The organism is Desulfonatronum parangueonense, from assembly GCF_054656975.1.
In genome coordinates this window covers 1,645,754-1,668,486 of record NZ_BAAHXH010000003.1, presented here as the reverse complement: position 1 = coordinate 1,668,486, position 22,733 = coordinate 1,645,754, and the positions used below count along the sequence as shown (strand labels likewise).

Here is a 22,733-nt window from a genome sequence, read left to right as displayed (position 1 = left end):
TTTGTGTTCAATTTCACATATCCAAAAAGTAACTACTCAACACTTTTCATGACAAACTTGGATTGTTCCGGCTTGTCTCGATTTTTTGGACTCGCCTTTCTGACTGAGCCAGGATTCGTTCATCGAACCATTGCCCAACGCCTGAAGCGCTCATGAATGTTTATTCGAGCAATGGTTCGATGTTATGAAGCCGGCGAAGGTGGTACGCCACGTCGGACATTGACAAGACTTCTCAGTGAAGGAGTTGCGAGGCCGAAAATCGAGACAACCCGGAACGAAGCTGAATAGTTACTCCAAAAAATGCTTAGGCGAAGGAAAGGATTCAATGAAAAGTAGTTTTCAAGCACTGGGATCGCTGGCCAAGGTCCAGTCCGGCATCAATGGATTCGATGACATCACCTACGGCGGACTGCCGCAGGGGCGGCCGACGCTGGTGTGCGGCGGCGCCGGCAGCGGCAAGACTCTTTTTGCGATGGAATTTCTGGTGCGAGGGGCGACCGAGTTCGGCGAGCCGGGCCTTTTCGTCAGCTTCGAAGAGGGTGAAGAGGATCTGGTCAACAACTTTCTCTCCCTCGGATTCGATCTGGAAAAGCTGCAGAGCGAAAAAAAAATCCTGCTCGATTATGTGCACATTGAGCGTTCCGAGATCGAGGAAACCGGCGAGTACAACCTGGAGGGATTGTTCGTGCGCCTGGGCTTTGCCATCGAAGCGATCGGCGCCAAGCGCGTGGTGCTCGACACGCTCGAAGCCCTCTTTGCTGGATTCAGCAACCATTTCGTGCTGCGCAGCGAGATTCGGCGCCTGTTCCGCTGGCTCAAGGACAGGGGCATCACGGCCGTGATCACGGCCGAGCGTGGTGATCGCCAGGGCGCCCTGACGCGCCACGGTCTGGAAGAGTATGTCTCGGACTGCGTGGTCGAGCTCGATCACCGCATCAAGGATCAAATCTCCACGCGCTACCTGCGTGTGCTCAAATACCGCGGCACCACCCACGGCACCAATTTGTATCCATTCTTGATCGACGAGGGCGGTTTTTCCGTTCTGCCGATCACCTCGGTGGGCCTTGACTACGCCGTATCCTCGGAGCGCATCTCCACCGGCGTTCCCCGGCTGGACACCATGCTCGGCGACAAGGGGTTGTACCGGGGCAGCAGCGTGCTTATTTCGGGCAGCGCGGGCACCGGCAAAACCAGCTTTGTCGCGCACCTGGCCGATGCCGCCTGCCGCCGGGGAGAACGCTGTCTTTACTACGCTTTTGAAGAATCAAGCAGCCAGATCATCCGCAACATGCGTTCGATCGGCCTGGACCTGCAGCAGTGGGTGGACGCGGACCTGCTGCGTTTTCGCGCCGTGCGTCCCACCTATCACGGCCTGGAGATGCACGTGGCCGAAATCCATAAAAACATCGAAAAATTCAAGCCTTCGGTGGTCGTGCTCGATCCGATCTCGAACCTGATCAGCATCGCCGGCGAAGAGGAGGTCAAGACAGCCCTGATGCGTCTGGTGGACATCTTCAAGGCCAAATTGATCACCTCGGCATTTACCACGCTTTTGCACGGCGCCACGCCTGTTGACGATGCCGTGGTCGGCGTGTCCTCGCTGACCGACACCTGGATCTTTCTGCGGGCGTTGGAAAGCGGAGGCGAGCACAACCGCATCCTGCACGTCATCAAGTCGCGCGGCATGTCGCATTCCAATCAGGTGCGCGAGTTTTTGCTGACCGGAAACGGAATGGAGCTGGTGGATGTCTATATCGGCCCGGCAGGGGTCCTGACCGGCGCGGCCCGCCTGGTCCAGGAAGACCTGGAAAAAGACGAAACCAGCCAGTTGGAACAGGAAATCTTGCGCAAAAAGCGCGAGATCGAGCGCAAACGCGAGATCATGGAAGCCGAAGCGGCCTTGCTGCATGCTCAGTTGGAAAGCGAACAAGAAGAGCTGAAAAAGCGCATCGATGAACTTGAACTGCAGCGAAAGGCCCGGCTGCAGAGCCGGGAGCAGATGGCGCGCCTGCGAGCAGCGGACCAGGAGAAAAGAGTATGACTGAAAACACGGCTAATACCGGTGAAGAGCATTACAATCTGCGACTTTATGTGGCCGGGCAGACGCCCAAATCACTGCAGGCTTTCGAGAACCTGAAAAAGATTTGTGAGGAGCACCTGAAGGGCCGATACAGCATCGAGGTGATCGATCTGATGATCAACCCGCAACTGGCCAAGGGAGATCAGATCCTGGCCATCCCGACCCTGGTGCGGCGGCTTCCCGAGCCGCTGCGCAAAATCATCGGAGATCTTTCGGACACCGAACGGGTGCTGGTCGGTCTCGACCTGCGTTCACGCGGGAATTGATGCGTATGACTGAACAATCCAAACCGCTCGATTCAACCGAAGCTTTTGAAGCGGCACTGCTGCAGATGCAAAAAGGCCAACCGTATCGTCTGCGTCTTTTCGTCAGTGGCATGACGCCGACTTCTTTGAGAGCGATCACGACCATACAGGAGATCTGCGATCAGCACCTGCAGGGAATCTGCGATCTGGAGGTGATCGATATTCATCAGAACCCTGAAAGAGGCCGGCAGGATCAGATCGTGGCGGCGCCCACCCTGGTCAAGCAGCTTCCGGAGCCGCTGCGCAAGTTCGTCGGCGACTTGTCCGATAAGGATAAGATCCTGGTCGGACTCGATCTTGTCCCCCAAGGAAGGCCTTGATCACGAACAAGTGTAACTATTCAGTTCATACGAGTAAAAGCGGACTGGATACCCGCCTTCGCGGGCATGATTGACTCGGTGACGGCATTGAAAAACAAGTCATTCCCGCGAAGGCGGGAATCCAGATCATGCTTGCCACAAGTTTTAAAAAGTAATCCTTTCCTGCTTGTGAAGCTGAATAGATACGAACATGTTCGGGTGAAAGACATATTGAATCGAGAGCCCAATGGAGCACGTCGACACCTCAACAGAACCGGTCGTTTTGAGAATGAAATTGGGGCTCTAATGCAAAAAGGTAACTGCTCAAAAAGGTCGGACAATGAGGTTTACCGTGCAAGGAGTTTCTCCGGGATGAAGTTTCGTGATTCAGCTACTGGGGCCACGCTCCAGCCGGAATTTTGTCCTGAGTGCGTTACACCGCTGCCGCACTGGGGTGCGGCGCTCCCTGGATTTAACCGTTGCTTGCCACAAGTTTTTGAGCAGTTACAAAAAAGTAACTGCTCAATAAACCGAGGCAAGCGTGGTCTGGATGCCCGCCTTCGCGGGCATGACGTGTCTGGAAAAACGTTCGCATTGAAGTCATTCCCGCGAAGGCGGGCATCCAGCTTCAATATATCACGCAATCAGTGCCCGACATTTGAGCAGTTACAAAAAAAACAGTGTATCTATTCAGCAAATCCACGAAAATGATCTGGATACCGGCGTTCGCCGGTATGACTGTTGTAGATGCAGCTTGCCTTGATAAGTCAGTCCCGGCGAAAGCCGGAATCCAGTGCAGGTGAATGACCATCCGCCGGATGAACTGATAGATACAAAACAGTCTGTTTGGAACGAGTTGAAATCATGACCGAAGATGTTGAAAGTCTGCGCAGGAAGCTGGCCGATGCAGAGGCCGTTCTGGAAGCCATCCGGAACGAGGAAGTGGACGCGCTGGTCGGGAGTGACAAAATCTTTCTTTTGAAAGAGCTTCAAGAAACGAAGAAGGAACTCCTCGATACCGAAAGGCGGCTTCGCCTCGTCATGGAGTCGGCTAAAGTCGCTACCTGGGAGATCGACCTGAACACGGGAAGCCTCACTTCCTGTGCAAAGCTGGGCTTGATGTTCAGGTTGCCGGACCTGGCATGTCCACAATCACGAGAAGAGTATCTCAGCCTTTTTTCCAAGGAAGACCAGCAAAGAATACAAGTCGCCGATGAACACGCGATCAGATCCGGTGAACAGTATGAAATGGATTATCGCATCCGCCTTCCGGACGGTGAGACACGCTGGTTACGCAACCTGGTTGTCCCCGTTGCCGACAATCGGGGCCTGTTTGTCAGACTCGTAGGCATCATCACGGACATCACCAAGCATGTTCATGATGAAGAGGAAATCATCCTGAAAAATGAGAAACTCGAAGAGGCTCTGGCGGAACGGGACAGGTTCTTTTCCATCATCGCCCATGACCTCAGGTCGCCCTTCATGGGATTTCTTGTGTTCATCAAGATGTTGACGGAACGAGTCGACAGTTTAAATGTGCAGCAGATTCAACGGCTATCCCATGACATGCAGGAATCCGCGCAGAACCTGTATCGCCTTCTCGAGAACCTGTTGGAATGGGCTTTGGCGCAACGTGGTGAAATAGCTTTCGAGCCGGTCCGGTGCGATCTGGCTGACACGGTCGGTCGCAATATCGAGTTGATCAAGATGCCCGCTCTGCAGAAGGCTGTTGAATTCCATTCCGACATCCCAGCGGGATTGGAAGTCCTGGCCGACAAATCCATGCTGAACACGATCCTGCGCAACCTGTTCACCAATGCCATCAAGTTCAGCAATTCGGGAACGGTGCGTGTTCGCGCCGTCCGGGACGATTCTTTCGTCACGATTTCCGTGAAGGACGAAGGCATCGGGATGGATCAGGAAGCTCTGTCCAGCCTCCTGAGACTGGACAAGATGCGCTCCCGGAAAGGGACCGGCGGCGAAAAAGGAACGGGTCTGGGCCTGCTGTTGTGCAAGGAACTCATTGATAAGCAAGGCGGGAAATTATGGGCCAACAGCAAAGCCGGCAAAGGGACGACCATTTATTTCACCTTGCCGGCATACGACGATGATCCGGTGGCGGATGCGGTCGCGCACAATCCGGACAAGAACAACGCTATGCTTCAGATCTAATGGCCAAATCTGTTCATCATTCACTTGGAGGACAAAATGAAGATCAAGAATTTGCTGGTTGGTGCTGTTGCTTTCTGCTTTCTGATTTTCATGCTCAGCGCGCAGGTACTGGCGGATTCGGTTTGGCCGCGCATGGTCGGATCAGCCGACGGGGTGCCGATCTCCTACGAGGTGCATGGAACAGGCGAGCCGACTCTGGTGTTCGTGCACGGCTGGAGTTGCGATGGGCGTTACTGGCGGATGCAGGCGCCGTACTTCTCGAATAATCATCGCGTGGTGGTGATCGACCTGGCCGGACACGGGCATTCCGGGCTGGGACGCGAAGAATATACAATGGACGCCTTTGGCAAGGATGTCCAGGCCGTGGTCGAGGAAGTGGGGGCCGAGCAGGTGATCCTGGTCGGGCATTCCATGGGCGGGCCCGTGAGCGTGGCGGCGGCGCGGCTGATGCCGGGCCGGGTGATCGGCGTCATCGGAGTGGATACCTTTCACGACGTCTCCCACCCCATGACACGGGAGGAATTCGATTCCTGGATGGCATTGCTGCGGCCCGATTTCGCCACCGGGGCGGCCCGATTCGTGGGGCAGATGTTCATCGAGAAGACGGACCCAGCCCTGCGTGACTGGGTGGTGGCGGACATGTCGGCCGCGCCGCCGAAAGCGGCTCTCAGCGCCATGGAACACATGCTTTCGGCTGTGGTCAGCGGTGAAGCGCTTTCTGCCTTCGACGGGCTCGAGACGCCCATCGTGGCGATCAACGCGGACCTCTGGCCGACCAACGTGGAGGCCAACCAGCGCCATATGCATTCCTTCGATGTGGTGATCATGGAAGGAACCGACCACTTTCTGCACATGGCCGTGCCGGAATCGTTCAACCGGAAGCTGGAAGACGTGATTGCGGGTCTCGTCGAGATGAAAAGGAGAGCGGAGTAGAGTGAGAATCAATAACAGACAACTACGAACATGGTTGCGGGCAAAGCCCGCTTTAGCATAGATTTCAGCTATCCATTCAATATGCCGAACCTTCTTCCGCCAAGCATAGCCCCTCGCTTGGGCCTGCTCACCGCGATCACGCTGCCGGTCCTGATGGTGTTGCTTGCGCTCCAGGATTCTCAGACCCGCTACGAATGGCCATTTTTCTTCCCGACAGCCACTCTTCTGTTCCTTATCGTCCCATGCGCGCTCATGGCCTTTCTTTCGGCCAGAATCTATCTGCGCCAGGAACTGCCCAGCGCTCTTGCGCTGGGCGGCGGCATGGCGGCCTTCGGCATTGCCAACCTGCTGATAAGCTTTGATGCGTCGTTGGGACTTGGAGCCGACAACATCGTCAAAGTGCACAATATCAGCACCCTTGTCCTGGCCGCGAGTCTCGCCGCAAGCACGCACCAAGGCCTTCGGCCCCCCAGGCGCTCTCTTCAAGCGAGGGCAAAGATCATTTTGCTGGTACTGGTCTATGCAGGCATGTTGCTGCTCCCCGTGCTGGTCTACTGGGCAAGCTACAGCGGCAACCTGCCAACCTTCTTTGTCCAGGGAGAAGGGCCGACACGCATTCGCCAACTCGTGCTCACTGCTGCCCTGGTCCTTTTCGTTTTCGCGTTCAAAGACCAGTTATCCGTGTACCGGCGCATTCAATCCGCTTTCGGCTACTGGTTCCTGCTGGGTCTCGTTCTCGTGATGACCGCTTTGATCTGCTTCAGCCTTGTCATTACCGTGGGCAGTCCAATTACCTGGCTTGGCAGAACCAGCCAAATGCTCGGTTTCGGCTTCATCCTCGCGGGCGTTGTCGCGGCCTATCGGGAATCCAGGCAGGGTCGCCAAAGCGTTGAGGACGCCCTGCAATCCTTCATCTACGCCGATACCGGTTACAGACTTCTTGTGGAGAACTCGTCCGATCTCATCGCAAGGCTCGATCCCGACCTGCGGCTGACATACGTCAACCCGGCCTTGGAACGCCTGACGGGCCTGCCGGCGAGCCGTCTGCTGCATCGGACACCGGCCGAGGCAGGGCTTCAGGGGGAAAGCCTGAGGAAACTGGAAAGCGCCGCCCGCAAGGCATTGTCAGAGAGTGTGGAGCAGACCGCGGAGATCAGATTCAGCACACGGGACGGAACCTCTGTTCATCACTGCCGCTTCATGCCCGAACGGGATGACCATGGTCGCGATAACAGGGTGCCCATCAGGGGCGTCATGCTCGTCTGCCGCGACATAACTCAGCGAGTGAGACTGGAGCAGGAGCTGCAGGAGGCGAAGACCAAGGCCGAGCTGAGGGCGAGCGAACTCGATGCCGCATTCGACGCCCTTGCCGAGGGCGTTGTCATCTATGGTCTTGATGCAAAGATCAATCGCATGAACCCTGCCGCCGAGCATATCCTCCAGTACGATTCCCACGCTCGTGAGGCGGACCTGGCGTTGCGGTTGGCGAAGCTGCGCGTGACCCTGCCGGGAGGAGGCCTGGTAACGTCCGCGGACGCGCCTGTCATGCGGGCCGCACGCGGTGAGACAGTACGAGCTCAAGAGCTTTTGCTGTACCTTTCCGAGCATGACCATCCGCGCATTGTCTCGTCAAACGCCGCGCCCATTCGCATGCCGGACGGCGAACAGATCGGGATCATTACCACATTCACTGACATTACCGAGCGGAAGCGCATTGAACAGACCCTGCGCGAGAGCGAGGATCGTTTCCGCACCCTTGCCGACAACATGAGCCAGTTCGCCTGGATGACCGACGAGCAGGGCTGGATCTTCTGGTACAATCGACGCTGGTACGACTACACCGGTACCACCTTTGAGGAGATGCAGGGTATGGGCTGGCGCAAGGTCCACCATCCCGAGCACGTGGACCGCGTCATGGAGAAGATCAATTATAGCTTATCCACCGGCGAGGTATGGGAGGACACCTTCCCACTGCGGGGCAAGGACAACCAGTACCGCTGGTTCCTGTCGCGGGCCGTCCCCATCCGTGACGACCAGGGCCGGATCGTGCGCTGGTTCGGCACGAACACCGACATCACCGATCTGCTTGAGAAGGAGCGTCAGCTTGAGACAGCCCTGGCGGAACGGGACAGATTCTTTTCCATCATCGCCCACGACCTCAGGTCGCCCTTCATGGGTTTTCTCGTGTTCATCAAGATGTTGACGGAACGTATCGACAACTTGTCTCTGGATAAGATCCAACGGCTGTCCCATGACATGCAGGAATCCGCGCAGAACCTGCATCGTCTCCTCGAGAACCTCTTGGAATGGGCCCTGGCGCAACGTGGTGAAATTGCATACGAGCCGGTCCGATGCGACCTGACGGAAATGGTCGGTCGCAATATCGAGTTCATCAAGATGGTCGCTTTGCAAAAGGGTGTCGAATTCCACTCCGACATCCCGGAGGGATTGAACGTCCTGGCCGACAGACACATGTTGAACACGATCCTGCGCAACATGTTCACCAATGCCGTCAAGTTCTCGAGCAATGAAGGAAAGGTGCGCGTTCGCGCAGTCCGGGGCGATTCCTTCGTCACGATCTCCGTGAAGGACGATGGCATCGGGATGGATCAGGAAACCTTGTCCAGCCTCCTGAGACTGGACAAGATGCGCTCCCGAAAAGGGACCGGCGGCGAAAAAGGAACCGGACTGGGCCTGCTGTTGTGCAAGGAATTCATTGAAAAGCATGACGGAAAAATATGGGCGAACAGCACGGTCGGTAAAGGGACGACCATTTATTTCACCTTGCCGGCGGATGACGATGACCTGGTGGCGGATGCAGCCGCCATATGACGAAAGACGTTTCGGTCTCGAGCCTTAGCACCCGACTTTACTGTCGCGCTCCAGGAGCTGAGCCGGGCTTCGGATCAGGACTGGTATGGCTTGTTGCAATCCCGCGGCAGCGGCAGGGAAAAGAAGAAGGTCGATCCCTTGCCCACTTCGCTTTGGATCCAGATCTTTCCCAGATGCCCGAGAATGATCTTGCGGACGATGGCCAATCCCAGTCCCGTGCATTTTTCACCGTCGGTGCTGCGAACGCTGGTCTTGGAGAAGGGCTGGAAAAGCTTGTGCAGTTCCGCGTCCGGAATGCCCGGGCCCTGGTCGGCTACGGACACCGTGGCGTGATCCCCGCTTTGCAGCACGTTGACCATGATCGTCGTTCCTGGCGCGGAGAATTTTGTGGCGTTGGAGATCAGGTTGCTGAGGACCTGCTCGATTTTCATGGCGTCCATGACCACCAGGGGCAGTTTCTCGTAATGATGGAACTGGATTTTGATATTTTTCTTGTCCGCCAGAACCTGGTTCAGGGCCACGTTTTTCCTGATCAGGTCAATGAGATCCGTGGGCTGCAGGTGCAGGTCCAGCTTGCCGGCCTCGATTTTGGCCAGATCCAGCAGGTCGTCCAGCAGGGAGAGCATGAATCGGCTGGAGGAATGAATCAAGGTCAGGAACTGCAAGTGTTCCGGGCTGAGTTCCTGACCGGTTTCATCCAACAGGAAGCAGCTCAGATTCAGGATCGCGCCGATGGGGTTGCGCAGGTCGTGGGCGGCCATGCCCAGGAGCTGGTTTTTGAGGTCGTTGAGTCTCGCCAGTTCGGCATTGGATTTTTGGAGTTGTCTGTTCAGGTTGGTGAAGTCGTTGTTCAGCCGGACCATGTTCTGCTGCAGATGCTCTACTTCCCGGCTGTTCTGCTCGCCCAGAGCCAGAAATGCGTCCCCCAAATCCTTGAATCGGAAGTAGAAGGTCTGGGGCAGGCCCGTATGGGAGGGCAGGTTGAGCCGATGGGGCGCGTTGGATTTCACCGCCTCCGGCACCGAGAAGGAATTCGTGAAGTTCACCAGCAGATCGGTGAACCGCAGACCGGTGAGAGGCCGTCCGACCAGGTTTTCCGTATAGACATTGGTCCTGAGAATGCGTTCTTCCCGGTCCAGGACCATCATGATGATGGAGGAGTCCTGGAAGATAAAATCCGCCAATGCATGTTCCATGAGCAGGTCAGCCATCCATCAAGCCTCTGCGATATAGTCTTGAAGATGTGTCAGTGACGAGACGAGCTTCACGCGATCGTACTGTTTTTCGATGTCCATTCCCTGCCAGCGGAAGGCCTGGCCGCCGACTATCACCGGCTGATCCGGGAAATCCTTCCGGATCCGGTCCAGGATGGCATGAAGGTTGGGCATGTTGTGGGAGATGCTCAAGGACAATCCCACCAGATCGGGCTGCTTGTCGTCAATCATTTTCAGCAGCGCTTCCACCGGCGTGTTCGCGCCCAGGAAGTATCCGTCCCAGCCGTGCAGTTCAAGAATATCAGCGACCATCTTGCCGCCGATTTGATGGTATTCGTTGGCCACGCAGGAAATGATCGCCTTCTTGCCGTTGTGCTCCGCGGAGAAGATGATCGGATAGACCAGGGACAGAAGGCTCTCCGTGACGGATGTTGCCAAATGTTCCACGGCCACGGAAATCTTGTTTTCTTCCCACAACCTGCCCACATCATACATGGAGCGCTGGAACAGATCGAGATACAAGTCCTTTACGGGAATGTTCCGCTCCAGCAGATCTTCCACCATGCCGCTGCAATGCTGTCTGTTTCCAGCCAGCAGTCCTTGCAGGTAGTTGTCGTAGAATTCATTGGTGATCATGTCGTACTCCACTGCCGAAGGGCGGTTGCGTGTCGGTCTGCATCAGGTCAATTGCGAGAACCTCTCTGGTAACTGCTCAAAAAGGTCGGGCACGGACTGCGCGTTCCCTTCTCTGAGGGCGTCATGCGAGAGGCAGGGTAAAGCGAAAGGTGCTGCCTTTTCCGGGAGCGCTTTCCACCCAGATGCCTCCGCCGTGCCTCTCAACAAACTCCTTGCACAGAAACAGTCCCAGGCCTGTTCCGAGTTCGCCTTCCGTGCCCGGCAAGGAACTCTTGCGATCCAGGACAAAAAGGTTGTCCAAAAAAGACTGCTCCATGCCGATACCGTCGTCCTGGACGGCAACAATGGCCATCATGTCGTTTTTCGTGGCGCTGAGCAGAACGTTTCCTTCTCGCTTTCCGTATTTGATCGCATTGGAAAGCAGATTGCGCAGGATGGTGTCCAGCATTTGCGTGTCAGCGGTGACGATCATGGAATCAATGGTGCTGTGCAATGTGATTTCCTTTTGCCGCGCAGCGTCTCGCAACTGACGAAAATTCTGTTCGATTGTTTCCGCCAGCAGACAGGCATCGGGATTGAACGTCAACAGGCCTCTCTTCATCAGCGACCATTGCAGCAGATTATCCAGCAGGTTGTACATGATCCGGGTTGCCCGAGTCATGTCTTGAATCACTGTTCGCAAATTCCTGATGGGCATTGTTGCGAACTCGTCGTTCAACATGCTGGTGAGATCGAGAAAATCGGATAACGGTTTTTTGAGATCGTGGGCAATGATGGAAAAAAATCTGTCCTTTTCCGTCAGGGCCTTTTCAAGCTGCGCATTCTTTTGGGAGAGCGCCTCCCTGGCCCGGACACGCTCGGTGATGTCGATGCCGATGCAGCGTAATTTTGTCATGCGGCCCTGACGGTTGAAAATTGCTCGAACATGCCATTCCTGCCACAGCATCTTTTCCCCGAAACTCATGTGGTGCGTCACAACCTGATCCGGTTTTCGCGGCGTGAGGTGCATGTAGGTGTTCTTTGCATTTTGCCGGGAATCTTCAGACATGAAATCCAGAAACGATTGTCCGATCAATTGATCGGACGACATCCCGTGAAACTCACAAAAAGCCTTGTTCACGAAGGTCAGCGTACTGTCCGGCAAGAATTCAAAAAAGAACGCCGGAAGGTCGTCGGCCAGTTCACGAAAGCGTTGCTCGCTTTTACGCAGCATCTTCTCCACCTGTTTACGCTCGGTGATGTTCGCGAAGGAAATGGCGACGGCATGGGGTTGTTCACTTTCCTCCTTGAAAATGGGACGAGTATTGATCTGAATCCAGCTGGTACCCCGCTTTCCCTCCTGTTTGACGCCCATGACGATTCCGCTGCAGGGCTCGCCGGTGCGAAGTGTATGCATGGAAGGATGATCCTGACCTGGAAATGGTGAGCCGTCCTCGTGGATTGTGTGCCAATTCGTATCAAGAGACGTATGTCCCAGAGCTTCGTCGGCCGTAATGCCAAAAATGTCACCGGCGCTTTTGTTCCAATGCGTGATGCGCCCCGATGCATCCTGAAAAACGATTCCCTCTCCAACCGCTTCCACCAGGGTCCGAAATTGTGCCTCGCTGTCTCGAAGAGCTTCCTCCATTTGCTTGCGTTCAGTGATATCGGTAAACACAATGCGGTATGATCGCTCTCCGTTCATATCCTGATCAACAGCCCCTTCAAGCTGGACCCAGAAAAAAGACCCGTCCCCTTTGATCATGCGCAGTTCACACGCGATCTTTTCGCCGATGTTCATGGAAACGCAACTGTGGAGCAGATTATGGTCTTGGGGCAGGGTGAAACATGTCAGGGGCTGATTGAGCAATGCATATTTCGGGACCTTGAACAGTCTGATCGCGGCAAGGTTGGCCTCGATGACCAGATGGTCCTTGTTGAGGGTGAGAAATCCCACCGGGACGAAGTCGTACAGGTCACGATAGCGTCGATGCTGCTCCTTCAGTTCCTCCTGAGTCCGGCGCAATTCCTTGTTCCGCTTTCGCTGCTCGGTCTGACACGGACATTGTACGTTGCACTCCAGACATGCCTGTCTTTGCTGCGCTTCCATGTCATGGATTACAGCCAGTTTGGGAATTTCCGGCATCAATCGGCTGACGTTATTGTTCAATCCGCCGCTACGACCATCACCTGTATTGTTGTTCACGGGAAACTCCAATCGGTCTCGGGTTAATGCATCGTTGAAATCATGGCCGATTCTCGTAAAATACGCAATCGATGTTACGCAAAAAATCGAAAATCGGTCACTGTTCCGCAATCGTACCACATGGGCGTTGCATGAACGAGATTTCGGAATGAATACGATGGAGTCGAGGTGCTGGTGCCGACAACGTGGGGCAGAGCAGTGCATGTACTTTGCTGTAACTACTCAGCAAATTGCGGTTGTCGAGTTTGGCATGGGAATCGGATTCAGGGGTGGGTATCGGAAACGAAGCCACATGGAGTGTAACCATTCAGCACATCATCCGTATGGTCATAAATCCGCACTGGATTCCGGCTTTCGCCGGAATGACATATTGGAGGACCCGTTTCCACGTCAGTCATGCCGGCGAAAGCCGGTATCCAGGTCTTTGACTTTGCTGAATCGTTACCTTGGAGTTTTCGAAACCGATTCCGATACCGACCCTGATGCCGATTCCGATAACAGAAGGAGGATCGCAAAACAGAACGTCTGCCGAGTAGTTACTCTTTGCTGACGTTTCCACGGATGTCCGGCATGATTGCCGCAACCCCGTCTTTTTTGTCTGGTGTTTTGTAACTGCTCAGCTCATCCGAAGAAAAGCGGACTGGATACCCGCCTTCGCGGGTATGAGTGATCCGGAGACAGCATTGAAAACAGGTCATTCCCGCGAAGGCGGGAATCCAGGTCATGCTTGCTCCAGGGTAACTACTCAGCGTTACTAATGCTGTTGCCGGGTTTGACTCGGAATCGGGGTCGGAATCGGTATCGGGATCGGGATCGGTAAGCCAAGCCATGTGGAAGGGTATTCCATTGTTTTTCGATACCGATTCCGACCCCGACCCCGATTCCGATTGCCGGAGAAAGAACGTGTGCTGAATAGTTACGCTCCAGGTTTTGAAAAGCGTAACTACTCAGTAGAGCTGGAAAAAGATCTGGAAATCACTTACGCAGCACGTGATGTCTGACCGGAACATGAACAATCACTTGTCCGTGGTGATGCGCTCCAGTTTGTGCTGATCGTCCTTGAACAGCTTGTAGTTCATGGAGTCTTCCAGGGCCTGCCAGCTGGCTTCGATGATGTTGTGGGACACGCCCACGGTGATCCAGCGGGACTGGGCGTCGCCGGATTCGATGAGCACCCGGACGTTGGACGCGGTGCCGGACTTGCCGTTCTGGGCGGACAGGACGCGAACCTTGAAGTCCAGCAGGCGCATTTCCTTGAGGTTGGGATAGAACCGCTCCAGGGCCTTGCGCAGAGCATGGTCCAGGGCGTTGACCGGTCCGTGACCGGCGGCGGCCGTGTGTTCCACCACGCCGCCCACCTTGATCATCACCGTGGCTTCGGCCCAGGGCTGGGCCTGGTCCTCGTGGCGGGCGTCGATGACCCGGAAGCTGAGCAGGGAGAAATAGCGGCGCATCCGGCCAAGGGTCTGGTTCAGGAGCAGTTCAAAGGACGCCTCGGCCGCGGCGTATTCATACCCCTTGCTTTCGCGGGTCTTGATTTCGGCCAGCAGTTCCGAGACGAACGGATCGTCCTTTTCCAGGTGAAAGCCGAACTGCTTGGCCTTGAACAGGATGTTGCTCCGTCCGGCCAGGTCTGAAAGCAGGACGCGCTGCTTGTTGCCCACCAGTTCCGGCTCGATGTGCTCGTAGGTCCGGGGGTTGCGGGTCACCGCGCTGACGTGGATGCCGCCCTTGTGGGCAAAGGCCGAGTTGCCCACGAAGGGCTGGCGCAGAAACGGCTTCAGGTTGGCCACTTCGGATACGAAGTGGGAGGTGGATGCCAGCAGGGCCAAGCGGCCCTCGGGCAGGCAGGTGCAGTTCATCTTCAGTTGGAGATTGGGAATCACGGAGCAGAGGTTGGCATTGCCGCAGCGTTCGCCGTAGCCGTTCATGGTGCCCTGGACCTGCACTGCGCCGTTGCGCACCGCGATCAGGGAACTGGCCACGGCGGTTTCCGAGTCGTTGTGGGTATGGATGCCCAGTTTGGCGCCAGGCAGTTCCTTCTGGACCTGGGCCGTGATCTCGCCCACTTCATGGGGCAGGCAGCCGCCGTTGGTGTCGCAAAGCACCAGCACGTCCGCCCCGGCTTCCCAGGCCTTGCGCAGGCAGAGCAGGGCGTAGTCGGGCTGGGCCTTGAAGCCGTCGAAAAAGTGCTCGGCATCGAAGAACAGTTCGCGCACTTCGGGACGAACAAAGGCCATGGACCCGGAAATGATCTCCAGGTTGTGCTCCAGGGTGGTCCGCAAGGCCTCCTTGACGTGAATGTCCCAGGTCTTGCCGAACAGGGTGACCACCTCGGTTCTTGCCTGGAGCACCGACTTCAGGTTGGGGTCCTTGTCCGGGGTCAGTTTTGGATTGTGCGTGCTGCCGAAACAGGTCACCCGGGCGTGCTTCAGGTCGTAGTTCTTGATTTCCTTGAAAAACTGCTGGTCCGTGGGGTTGGAAACGGGCCATCCGCCCTCGATGTAGGCAATGCCGAGATCGTCGAGTTTCTGGGCGATGCGGACCTTGTCTTCGGTGGAAAGGTGCAGGTCTTCCGCCTGGGTGCCGTCCCGCAACGTGGTGTCGTAGATTTGAATATGCGTCATACTGTTCACAGGCGGTCTAGGTTCTGTCCAGACCAAAGGTTTCGTGCAACGTGCGCACCGCGAGTTCCGTGTACTTTTCGTCCAGGAGGATGGAAATCTTGATTTCAGAGGTACTGATCATCAGGATGTTGATGCCTTCGTTCTTCAGGGAAGTAAAGGCCATGGCCGCCACTCCGGAGTGATTGCGCATGCCCACGCCGATGATCGAGACCTTGCTGACATTGGCGTCGTGGACCACGGCCGGAGCGCCGATTTCCGTTTTGATGCGCTCCAGGATTTTCAGGGTCGGCTCCAGGTCGCCCCGGGGCACGGTGAAGGTCAGGTCCGTGCGTCCTTCCCGACTCGGATTCTGGACAATCATGTCCACGACAATGTCCGCGTCCGAGATGGGCGCGAAGATGTTCGCCGCCACTCCGGGTTCGTCGTACACGTCCATCAGCGTGACCCGGGCCTGATCCTTGTCGTAGGCAATGCTGGAAACCATTGCTTCTTCCATGCCTTCCTCCTCCTTGGTAACGATGGTTCCCGGCTCGTCCGAAAACGTGGATCGGACATGCACCGGAACCTGGTATTTTTTAGCGAATTGAACGGAACGGATCTGCAGCACCTTGGCGCCCATGCTGGCCATTTCCAGCATCTCGTCATAGGTGATGCGGTCGATCTTGCGCGCCTTGGGGCAGATGTTTGGATCAGTGGTGTACACGCCGTCCACATCCGTGAAGATTTCACACAGTTCGGCCTTGATTGCCGCGGCCATGGCCACGGCGGAAGTGTCCGAGCCGCCGCGGCCCAGGGTGGTAATGCGCTGGCGGATGTCGCAACCCTGAAAACCGGCCACCACCAGGACGTCGTACTTTTCCAGGTATTCCATGATCCGTTCGGAATTGATGCCCAGAATCCGGGCCCGGCCCGCGGAGCAGTCCGTGAGGATCTCGGCCTGATGGCCGAGCAGGGATCTGGCCCGGATGCCGTTGTCCTTGAGCAGCATGGCGAAGAGGGCCACGGAGACCTGTTCGCCGGTGGCCACCAGGGCGTCCGTTTCCCAGGGGTCGGGATTCTTGCTCCACTGTCTTGCCAAACCCAGAAGGCGGTTCGTCTCCCCGGACATGGCCGAGAGCACGACCACCAGCTTGATGCCCTGGTCCAGGACTTTCTTGTTCTTTTCCAGAACTTTCCGCATGCACTCCAGGTTGGCCACGGAAGTGCCGCCAAATTTTTGGACTACGATCCGCATGAGGGAAATTCTCCTTGCATTGCTTCGGGGTATTGAAATTTTGAGGGAAGAGTTTCAGCCAACCGTCCCATGATTCGTTCGGTGTTCCTGCCCCTGGACACGACATCCACGCGACGGCCCGCCGCAACGGGGGTGAACAGCATTGCCAGATGATCCCGTGGAAGATGGCGCTCAGGACAATAGGCGGCCCATTCCACGATCACGAGGCTGGTGGGATCGTGCAGCGCGTTCACGAGATCGTCGTCGGGGCCGTGATCCCGAAGCCGGTAGAAATCAAAGTGCAACGTCTCGGGGCTGGTGGGATAGTTGTTCAGGTAGTTGAAACTCGGGCTGGCCACCTCGGCCTGATCGCCTCCCGGCAACGCATGCACCAATCCGCGCACGAACGTCGTTTTTCCCGCTCCCAGTTCCCCATCCAGCAGCAATGCCGGAAAGTGCTGCTCAGCCAGCAACACGTCGGCCAGAAACGCACCCAGAGCAGTGGTTGCGTCATGGTCTTGCAAAAAAAGGTGGAGAGAAGAGGAAAGGGGCTGCATGGTCTGCTCAGGTTACGTCCCGGGAAAGATCCTGAAGGCCTGTCGGTGGTGCCGTATTTGAACGAGCGAGGCTGTTATCGGACATGCGACGCTTTCATCAATGTATGGGCGCCGATTCATCTTGAACGGATCAAGGAAGGCAAGGAAGGCATGATGATGTTCCGGTTAACTCTTGTCAGCCTTCCCTTCACCGGCCAGCAACCGGAGGATGTCCTTCTTGCCCACCACGCCCACGAGCTTGTTGTTTTCCAGTACCGGAACAGTGTGAAATTTCCTGTCCACCATCAATTCCGCCACCTTGTTCACGGGCGTGTCCGGAGTGACGCTGACCGGATCGAGCGTCATGGCCTGGCTGACCTTTGTGGCGGCCATCTTGTCCACGGCGCGCTGGAGCTTTTCCAGGGAAGTCAGGGCGACGAACCCGCCAAGCAGTGTAAAAAAGGATGGCAGGGGAAATTCCCGCTGCTGGACCACAAGATCGCTTTGGCACAAAATTCCAACCATCTTGCCCTGTTCATCCACCACGGGCAGCCCATTGAAATCCTTTTCCAGCAGAATCGCGGCGGCCGCGTTGATATCCGTGTCCGGGGTCACGGTGACCACGTCCCTGGTCATGATGTTTCTGACAACCTGCATATTTCAAGCACTCCTTTTATTCGTAAAAAAACGGCGTGGTGAAGATTCAACTTTTCGATTGATCGATCAGTGAATATGTTCGCGGCTCACCACATGGGGCAGCATGTCCGCGATCTCCCGGGCCAGATTGCCTCTGGCCGGGAATCGTTTTTCCAGGGCCTTTCCGGCCAGGCCATGCCAGAAAACAGCTATATTCGCCGCGACGAGAGGTTCCCGGCCGGCGGCCATCAACGCCCCCAGAACGCCGCAAAGCACGTCCCCGGAGCCGCCCACGGCCAGATTGGCGCAGGCAAACGGTGATACATACACGGCCCCATCCCCGGAAGCAATGACCGTTCCCGCTCCCTTGAGCACTAAAATGACATTCCATTTACGGGCGTGCTCCCGGGCCACCTCTATTCGATTCTCCTGGACCTGGGCAATGGAAAGTCCCGTCAACGCGGCCATTTCGCCGGGATGCGGCGTCAGAACGGCATGTTTCGGCAGCAGGGCAAAGAGTTCGGGATCGCGGGACAATGCAAACAGGAAATCCGCGTCTCCAACCAGAGGCGGCAGTTCGAGCTGCAGTACGGCCCGGCAGAAAGCGGCTGTGTCCGTGGAGCGACCCAAGCCGGGGCCCAGGATCAACGCATCGCACCGTTCCAGAGGCGCACGCAGTTTCCGGGCGCACTCCTCGCTCCAGCAATCGCCCTGCCCCAGGGGCGAAAGCATGACCTCTGGCCAGCCGGTCTTGATCTCGGCGCCCAGCCCGGAAGGGCAGGCCACGGAGGCCAATCCGGCTCCGCTGCGCAGGGCGCCCAGCGCAGCCAGAAGCGGGGCCCCGGTCAGCCCGGGTGATCCGCCCGCCACCAGCACATGGCCCGCGCGACCCTTGTGGAGCAGGTTGTCCGAGGATGTCTTGAGCTGGTCCAGAAGGCTTGCCTCGAGCAGGTGCTGCCGGGCGGGCATGGTACGTTTCACCTTGGCCGGTATGCCGATGGGACGCGCAACTTCCCTGCCCACGAAGGCCGCGGCTTCCGGGAAAGCCAGGCCGATCTTGGTGGCCTCGAAACTGACCGTGGCCGTGGCCCGCACGGCTTCGGGTGAAGGACGGCCCGTGAGTCCGTTCAAACCGGTGGGGATGTCCAGGGCCAGGATGAAGACATGCCTGGGCAGGCGGTTGACGTAGGCGATCCATTGCCGGTAGTCGGGGCGCAATTCTCCCTGGAAGCCGGTGCCCAGCAAGCCGTCCACCAGAATATCCGGCGGCGGCAAATGATCGATGTGCGTATCGGGAAGCGGGACCAGAGGCAGTTGCAGTTTCATCAGCAGCCCGAGGTGGTAGGCGGCCGCTCCGGAATAGCTTTCCGCGGGCTTGGCGTGGAACGTGCTCACCAGCGCCCCGTGATCGGCCAGATGCCTGGCCAGGGCAAAGGCGTCGCCGCCGTTGTTGCCCGGGCCGGCCAGCAGGACGATCTGCCTGTCGCGGACCGGACCATATTCCCGCAGCAGCACGGCCAGGGCTTCCCGAGCGGCGTTCTCCATGAGGATCTCCTGAAGGAGACCGTATTCTTTCTGGGCCGCTGTATCCCAATGACTCATTTCCTCGGGGGTGGGCAGGGGGCGGTACATGATGATTTTCCTCCTCAGCTTTCCAGGATGACCACGGCCGCGGCCGTGTCCCGGCCATGGGTCAGGCTGACGTGGGTGCGGGTGGCGCCCAGACGTTGGGCCTGGGTCGCGGCGTGGGCATGCAGCACCAGGGTTGGTTGGCCTGAAGGCAGGGCCACGATCTCCACCTGCTGGAAGGTGATGCCCTGGCTGAATCCGGTGCCCAGAGCCTTGACCCCGGCTTCCTTGGCCGCAAAGCGCGAGGCCAAATAGGGCACGGCCAGGTTCGGCAGGTGCAGGAGTTCTTGCTCCGTGAGAATGCGCCTGGCAAAGCCCCGGCCGAAGCGGTCCCAGATTCGTCGAATCCGTTCCAACTCCACCACGTCCAGTCCCAGGCCCAGAATTGCCATTGACAAGTCTCAGCGGACAAAGGTCTGGATGATGTCCGCCATGTCGCGTACAGCCCTGTGCAGGCCGACATGGATGGCTCTGGCCATGATGGCGTGGCCGATGGAGTATTCCCGGATGCCGGGAACTTCGGCAAAGGCAAGGATGTTCGTATAGTTCAGCCCATGCCCGAGGTTGACCTTCAACCCCAGTTCCTGGGCCTGACGGATGCCGGCCAGGATCTTTTCCAGTTCGCTTTCCCGATCTTCCCGTTTTTCCGCGGCAGCGAAATGACCGGTGTGGATCTCGATGTACTCCGCGCCGATGGCCCTGGCAGCATTGATCTGTTCCGGATCCGCGTCGATGAACAGGCTGGAGATGGTTCCGGCTGCATGAAAATCCGCGAGATAGTCCTTGAGTTCGGACTCCCGACCCACCAGGTTCAGGCCGCCCTCGGTGGTCAACTCTTCGCGTTTCTCGGGAACCAGGCAGACCATGTGCGGCCGTGTGGCCAGGGCAATGGCGTGCATTTCCCCGGTTGCGCCCATTTCCAGGTGCAGATTGGTCTGCACGGTCTCTTTGAGCAGGGCGAGATCGCGGTCCTGGATGTGACGTCGGTCCTCCCGCAAGTGAACGATGATTCCATGGGCTCCGCCCAGTTCGGCCAGGTGGGCCGCGGTGACCGGATCGGGCTCCCGGCCCATGCGGGCCTGACGCAAGGTGGCGACATGATCGACGTTGACGACGAGAACGGGCATCGAGGATCTCCTGGTAGGTTTCGTGATGCTGCAGGAATGCGCTGGAACAAGGACGAGGTTTGCCGCTGAAGGCGACAGTTGCAATGAAGATAATTTTGGGACTATCACCGATGTAACTACTCAATAACTCCGGGCAGTGAACCATAGAAAAACACCTGGACCCCGGCCTGCGCCGGGGTGACGACCGAGAGAACTCGCTTTCGAGGTACTCCACTCCGTCATACCGGCGCAGGCCGGCGCGTTCCGCTATCCAGGCAGCACGGATCCGCGGTGGTTGGTTGCCCTGCCTTATTGAGCAGTTACTCACCGATCAGTTAAAGCGGCCTCAGGCTAGATGTTGCACAAGGTAATCGAAAACAATGCCATCGGTAAAGTGGACGGTGTGTTGCTGAATGGTCTGCGCCGATGACAGCGCACAGGATGGTATTATGCATGAACTCGTTCCTTTGACGCCGGAGATGCTTTGGGTGCTCGGCATCCTTGGGTTGACCGTGGTCTTGTTCATCACCGAGATCGTCCGTGTGGACGTGGCCGCGGTTTCCGTGATGATGATTCTGGGACTCATGGGATTGGTGCCGGGGGTGCCGACCCTGATACCCGGAGAATTGTTGTTCAGCGGATTCGCCAGCAACGCGGTGATCGCGATCATCGCCGTAATCATTCTGGGCAAGGCCCTGGAAAAGACGGGACTGATGAACAAGCTGGCCTCGGTCATCCTGCGTTTCGGCGGCCAGACCGAAGGACGCGTCATGCCCATCATCTCCGGGACGGTGGGAGTGGTCTCCGGTTTCATGCAGAACATCGGCGCGACCGCCCTGTTCATGTCCGTGATCAAGCGCATTTCCCTGCGTACCGGATTGCCCATGTCCCGTCTGCTGATGCCCATGGGCTTTTGCGCCATTCTGGGCGGCACCCTGACCATGATCGGTTCCAGTCCGCTGATCCTGCTCAACGACCTGATCATCAACGCCAACCCCATGCTGCCCGAAGGCGTGCCGCCCATGGGCACCTTCGGGCTCTTCGCCGTCATGCCCGTGGGTATTGCCCTGATCATGGCCGGAATCGCGTATTTTGCCCTTTTGGGAAGATACGTTCTGCCGTCCAAGAAAGGCGGCCGCGACCAGGACTTCACAACCGTCGAATATTTCCGTCGACTCTACGGTCTGGAAGGGGACATCTTTGAGGTGCACGTCTATCCCGGCAGCCTGATGGACGGCAAAACCGTGGCCGAGGCGGAAAGCCTTTTCGGAAACAACGTCGTGGTGATCGGTCTGTACCAGGATCGGGATCTGCGCATCTCTCCGGCCAGCGACATCGTCATCCAGGCCGGGGCGGAACTGGGCTTGCTCGGCAGCAGGAAAGACATTGGGGACGCATGCCAGGAACTGGATCTGCAATGTTCCGGCATGCTCCGGCATTTTGCGGATGTGCTCTCCGCGTCCCAGGCCGGCGTTTCGGAAGTGGTCATCCCGCCGCGCTCGAACATCATCGGCAAGACCCTGCTGGACATCCGGATGCGCAAGACCCATGGGGCAAGCGTTCTTGCCGTCAACAGGGCGGGCCAGGTCATCCGCGGCAATCTGCGGGATCTGCCCCTGCAGTCCGGAGACACGCTCGTCCTGCACAGCCTTTGGGAAGACCTGGCCGCGTTGGAGAAGAATCAGGATTTCGTGGTGGTCACGTCGAATTTCCCGCATGAGGTTATCCTGCACGAAAAGCTTCCCCATGCCGTGGTTATTTCTCTGATCACCGTGATGCTGGTGTTGTTCAGCGATCTGCGCCTCGCCGTCTCCCTGATGGGCGGAGCCATAGCCATGATTGTCAGCGGTGTGTTGACCATGGATGAAGCCTATAAAAGCGTCAGCTGGCAGTCCGTCTTTCTGCTGGCCAGCCTGATCCCCCTGGGCATGGCCGTGGAAACCACGGGCACAGCCGCCTGGATCGCCTTGCAGACCCTGAATCTGCTGGGTGATGTGCCGGTCTGGGTGCTGCAGGCGGCCATCGCGGTTCTGGGCACGGTATTCACGCTGCTGATGTCCAATGTGGGAGCGACGGTTCTGCTGGTTCCTCTGGCCATCAATATTGCGGTATTGTCCGGGGCTGATCCGGCCATGTTCGCCCTGACCGTGGCCATCAGCACCTCCAACTCCTTCCTGATTCCAACCCATCAGGTCAACGCCCTGATCATGGGGCCCGGCGGGTATCGCAACGCCGACTTCTTGCGTGCCGGATCGATCATGACCATACTCTTTCTCGTCGTGTCTCTGGTAATGCTCAACCTTGTCTTTTAACCGCGGAGGAAGGCGCTC

General features: G+C 57.3%; 18 protein-coding genes. 7 read left to right on the top strand and 11 right to left on the bottom strand.

Going from position 1 to position 22,733, the window contains the following annotated elements:
• The first annotated feature begins 325 nt into the window (after positions 1 to 325).
• The 6 genes from kaiC to ACYQ15_RS07575 all read left to right on the top strand — a co-directional run bounded on the left by kaiC (position 326) and on the right by ACYQ15_RS07575 (position 8,621).
• Complete coding sequence (gene kaiC, locus ACYQ15_RS07600) at positions 326 to 2,041, top strand: circadian clock protein KaiC (RefSeq protein ID WP_459936925.1); 1,716 nt, start codon at positions 326 to 328, stop codon at positions 2,039 to 2,041.
• Positions 2,038 to 2,346 carry a circadian clock protein KaiB gene (gene kaiB, locus ACYQ15_RS07595; RefSeq protein ID WP_459936924.1) on the top strand — a complete coding sequence of 103 codons (309 nt, stop codon included), beginning with the start codon at positions 2,038 to 2,040 and terminating at the stop codon, positions 2,344 to 2,346. The genes kaiC and kaiB overlap by 4 nt, the downstream gene beginning before the upstream one ends.
• A 5-nt stretch (positions 2,347 to 2,351) precedes the next feature.
• A complete protein-coding gene (locus ACYQ15_RS07590) occupies positions 2,352 to 2,705 on the top strand; it encodes a circadian clock KaiB family protein (protein WP_459936923.1) in 354 nt (117 codons plus the stop codon).
• 843 nt (positions 2,706 to 3,548) lie between these two features.
• The gene (locus ACYQ15_RS07585) at positions 3,549 to 4,856 is read left to right on the top strand and encodes a PAS domain-containing sensor histidine kinase (RefSeq protein ID WP_459936922.1); all 1,308 of its coding nucleotides are present in this window, start codon (positions 3,549 to 3,551) and stop codon (positions 4,854 to 4,856) included.
• 36 nt (positions 4,857 to 4,892) lie between these two features.
• Positions 4,893 to 5,789 (top strand): alpha/beta fold hydrolase, encoded by an 897-nt coding sequence (locus ACYQ15_RS07580; RefSeq protein ID WP_459936921.1) that lies wholly within the window; start codon positions 4,893 to 4,895, stop codon positions 5,787 to 5,789.
• Positions 5,790 to 5,870: 81 nt separating this feature from the next.
• Positions 5,871 to 8,621 carry a PAS domain S-box protein gene (locus tag ACYQ15_RS07575; RefSeq protein WP_459936920.1) on the top strand — a complete coding sequence of 917 codons (2,751 nt, stop codon included), beginning with the start codon at positions 5,871 to 5,873 and terminating at the stop codon, positions 8,619 to 8,621.
• Between the two features lie 74 nt (positions 8,622 to 8,695).
• Here ACYQ15_RS07575 and ACYQ15_RS07570 read toward each other — a convergent pair whose 3' ends face one another.
• From ACYQ15_RS07570 to ACYQ15_RS07520, 11 genes are all read right to left on the bottom strand, one after another.
• On the bottom strand, positions 8,696 to 9,832 hold the full coding sequence (locus ACYQ15_RS07570) for a sensor histidine kinase (RefSeq protein ID WP_459936919.1): 1,137 nt from the start codon (positions 9,830 to 9,832) through the stop codon (positions 8,696 to 8,698).
• A 3-nt stretch (positions 9,833 to 9,835) separates the two neighbouring features.
• Positions 9,836 to 10,471 (bottom strand): cobalamin B12-binding domain-containing protein, encoded by a 636-nt coding sequence (locus ACYQ15_RS07565; RefSeq protein ID WP_459936918.1) that lies wholly within the window; start codon positions 10,469 to 10,471, stop codon positions 9,836 to 9,838.
• 121 nt (positions 10,472 to 10,592) lie between these two features.
• Entirely contained in the window at positions 10,593 to 12,656 is a 2,064-nt protein-coding gene (locus tag ACYQ15_RS07560) for a sensor histidine kinase (RefSeq protein ID WP_459936917.1), read from the bottom strand.
• A 536-nt stretch (positions 12,657 to 13,192) separates the two neighbouring features.
• The gene (locus tag ACYQ15_RS07555; RefSeq protein WP_459936916.1) at positions 13,193 to 13,486 is read right to left on the bottom strand and encodes a hypothetical protein; all 294 of its coding nucleotides are present in this window, start codon (positions 13,484 to 13,486) and stop codon (positions 13,193 to 13,195) included.
• 186 nt (positions 13,487 to 13,672) lie between these two features.
• Positions 13,673 to 15,283, bottom strand: a complete 1,611-nt coding sequence (gene cimA, locus ACYQ15_RS07550; RefSeq protein WP_459936915.1) for a citramalate synthase — start codon at positions 15,281 to 15,283, stop codon at positions 13,673 to 13,675.
• 16 nt (positions 15,284 to 15,299) lie between these two features.
• The gene (locus tag ACYQ15_RS07545; protein ID WP_459936914.1) at positions 15,300 to 16,517 is read right to left on the bottom strand and encodes an aspartate kinase; all 1,218 of its coding nucleotides are present in this window, start codon (positions 16,515 to 16,517) and stop codon (positions 15,300 to 15,302) included.
• Entirely contained in the window at positions 16,505 to 17,053 is a 549-nt protein-coding gene (gene tsaE / locus ACYQ15_RS07540) for a tRNA (adenosine(37)-N6)-threonylcarbamoyltransferase complex ATPase subunit type 1 TsaE (protein ID WP_459936913.1), read from the bottom strand. Before tsaE ends, ACYQ15_RS07545 begins: the two co-directional genes overlap by 13 nt.
• A gap of 165 nt (positions 17,054 to 17,218) precedes the next feature.
• Positions 17,219 to 17,689: a CBS domain-containing protein gene (locus ACYQ15_RS07535; RefSeq protein WP_459936912.1), complete on the bottom strand. Its 471-nt coding sequence runs from the start codon at positions 17,687 to 17,689 to the stop codon at positions 17,219 to 17,221.
• 66 nt (positions 17,690 to 17,755) lie between these two features.
• A complete protein-coding gene (locus ACYQ15_RS07530) occupies positions 17,756 to 19,300 on the bottom strand; it encodes an NAD(P)H-hydrate dehydratase (protein WP_459936911.1) in 1,545 nt (514 codons plus the stop codon).
• 14 nt (positions 19,301 to 19,314) lie between these two features.
• The gene (locus ACYQ15_RS07525) at positions 19,315 to 19,689 is read right to left on the bottom strand and encodes a holo-[acyl-carrier-protein] synthase (RefSeq protein WP_459936910.1); all 375 of its coding nucleotides are present in this window, start codon (positions 19,687 to 19,689) and stop codon (positions 19,315 to 19,317) included.
• Between the two features lie 9 nt (positions 19,690 to 19,698).
• Complete coding sequence (locus tag ACYQ15_RS07520; protein WP_459936909.1) at positions 19,699 to 20,424, bottom strand: pyridoxine 5'-phosphate synthase; 726 nt, start codon at positions 20,422 to 20,424, stop codon at positions 19,699 to 19,701.
• A 428-nt stretch (positions 20,425 to 20,852) separates the two neighbouring features.
• On the opposite strand from ACYQ15_RS07520, the gene ACYQ15_RS07515 reads away from it, so the two are divergent.
• Entirely contained in the window at positions 20,853 to 22,715 is a 1,863-nt protein-coding gene (locus ACYQ15_RS07515) for an SLC13 family permease (protein ID WP_459936908.1), read from the top strand.
• The last annotated feature ends 18 nt before the right edge of the window (positions 22,716 to 22,733 follow it).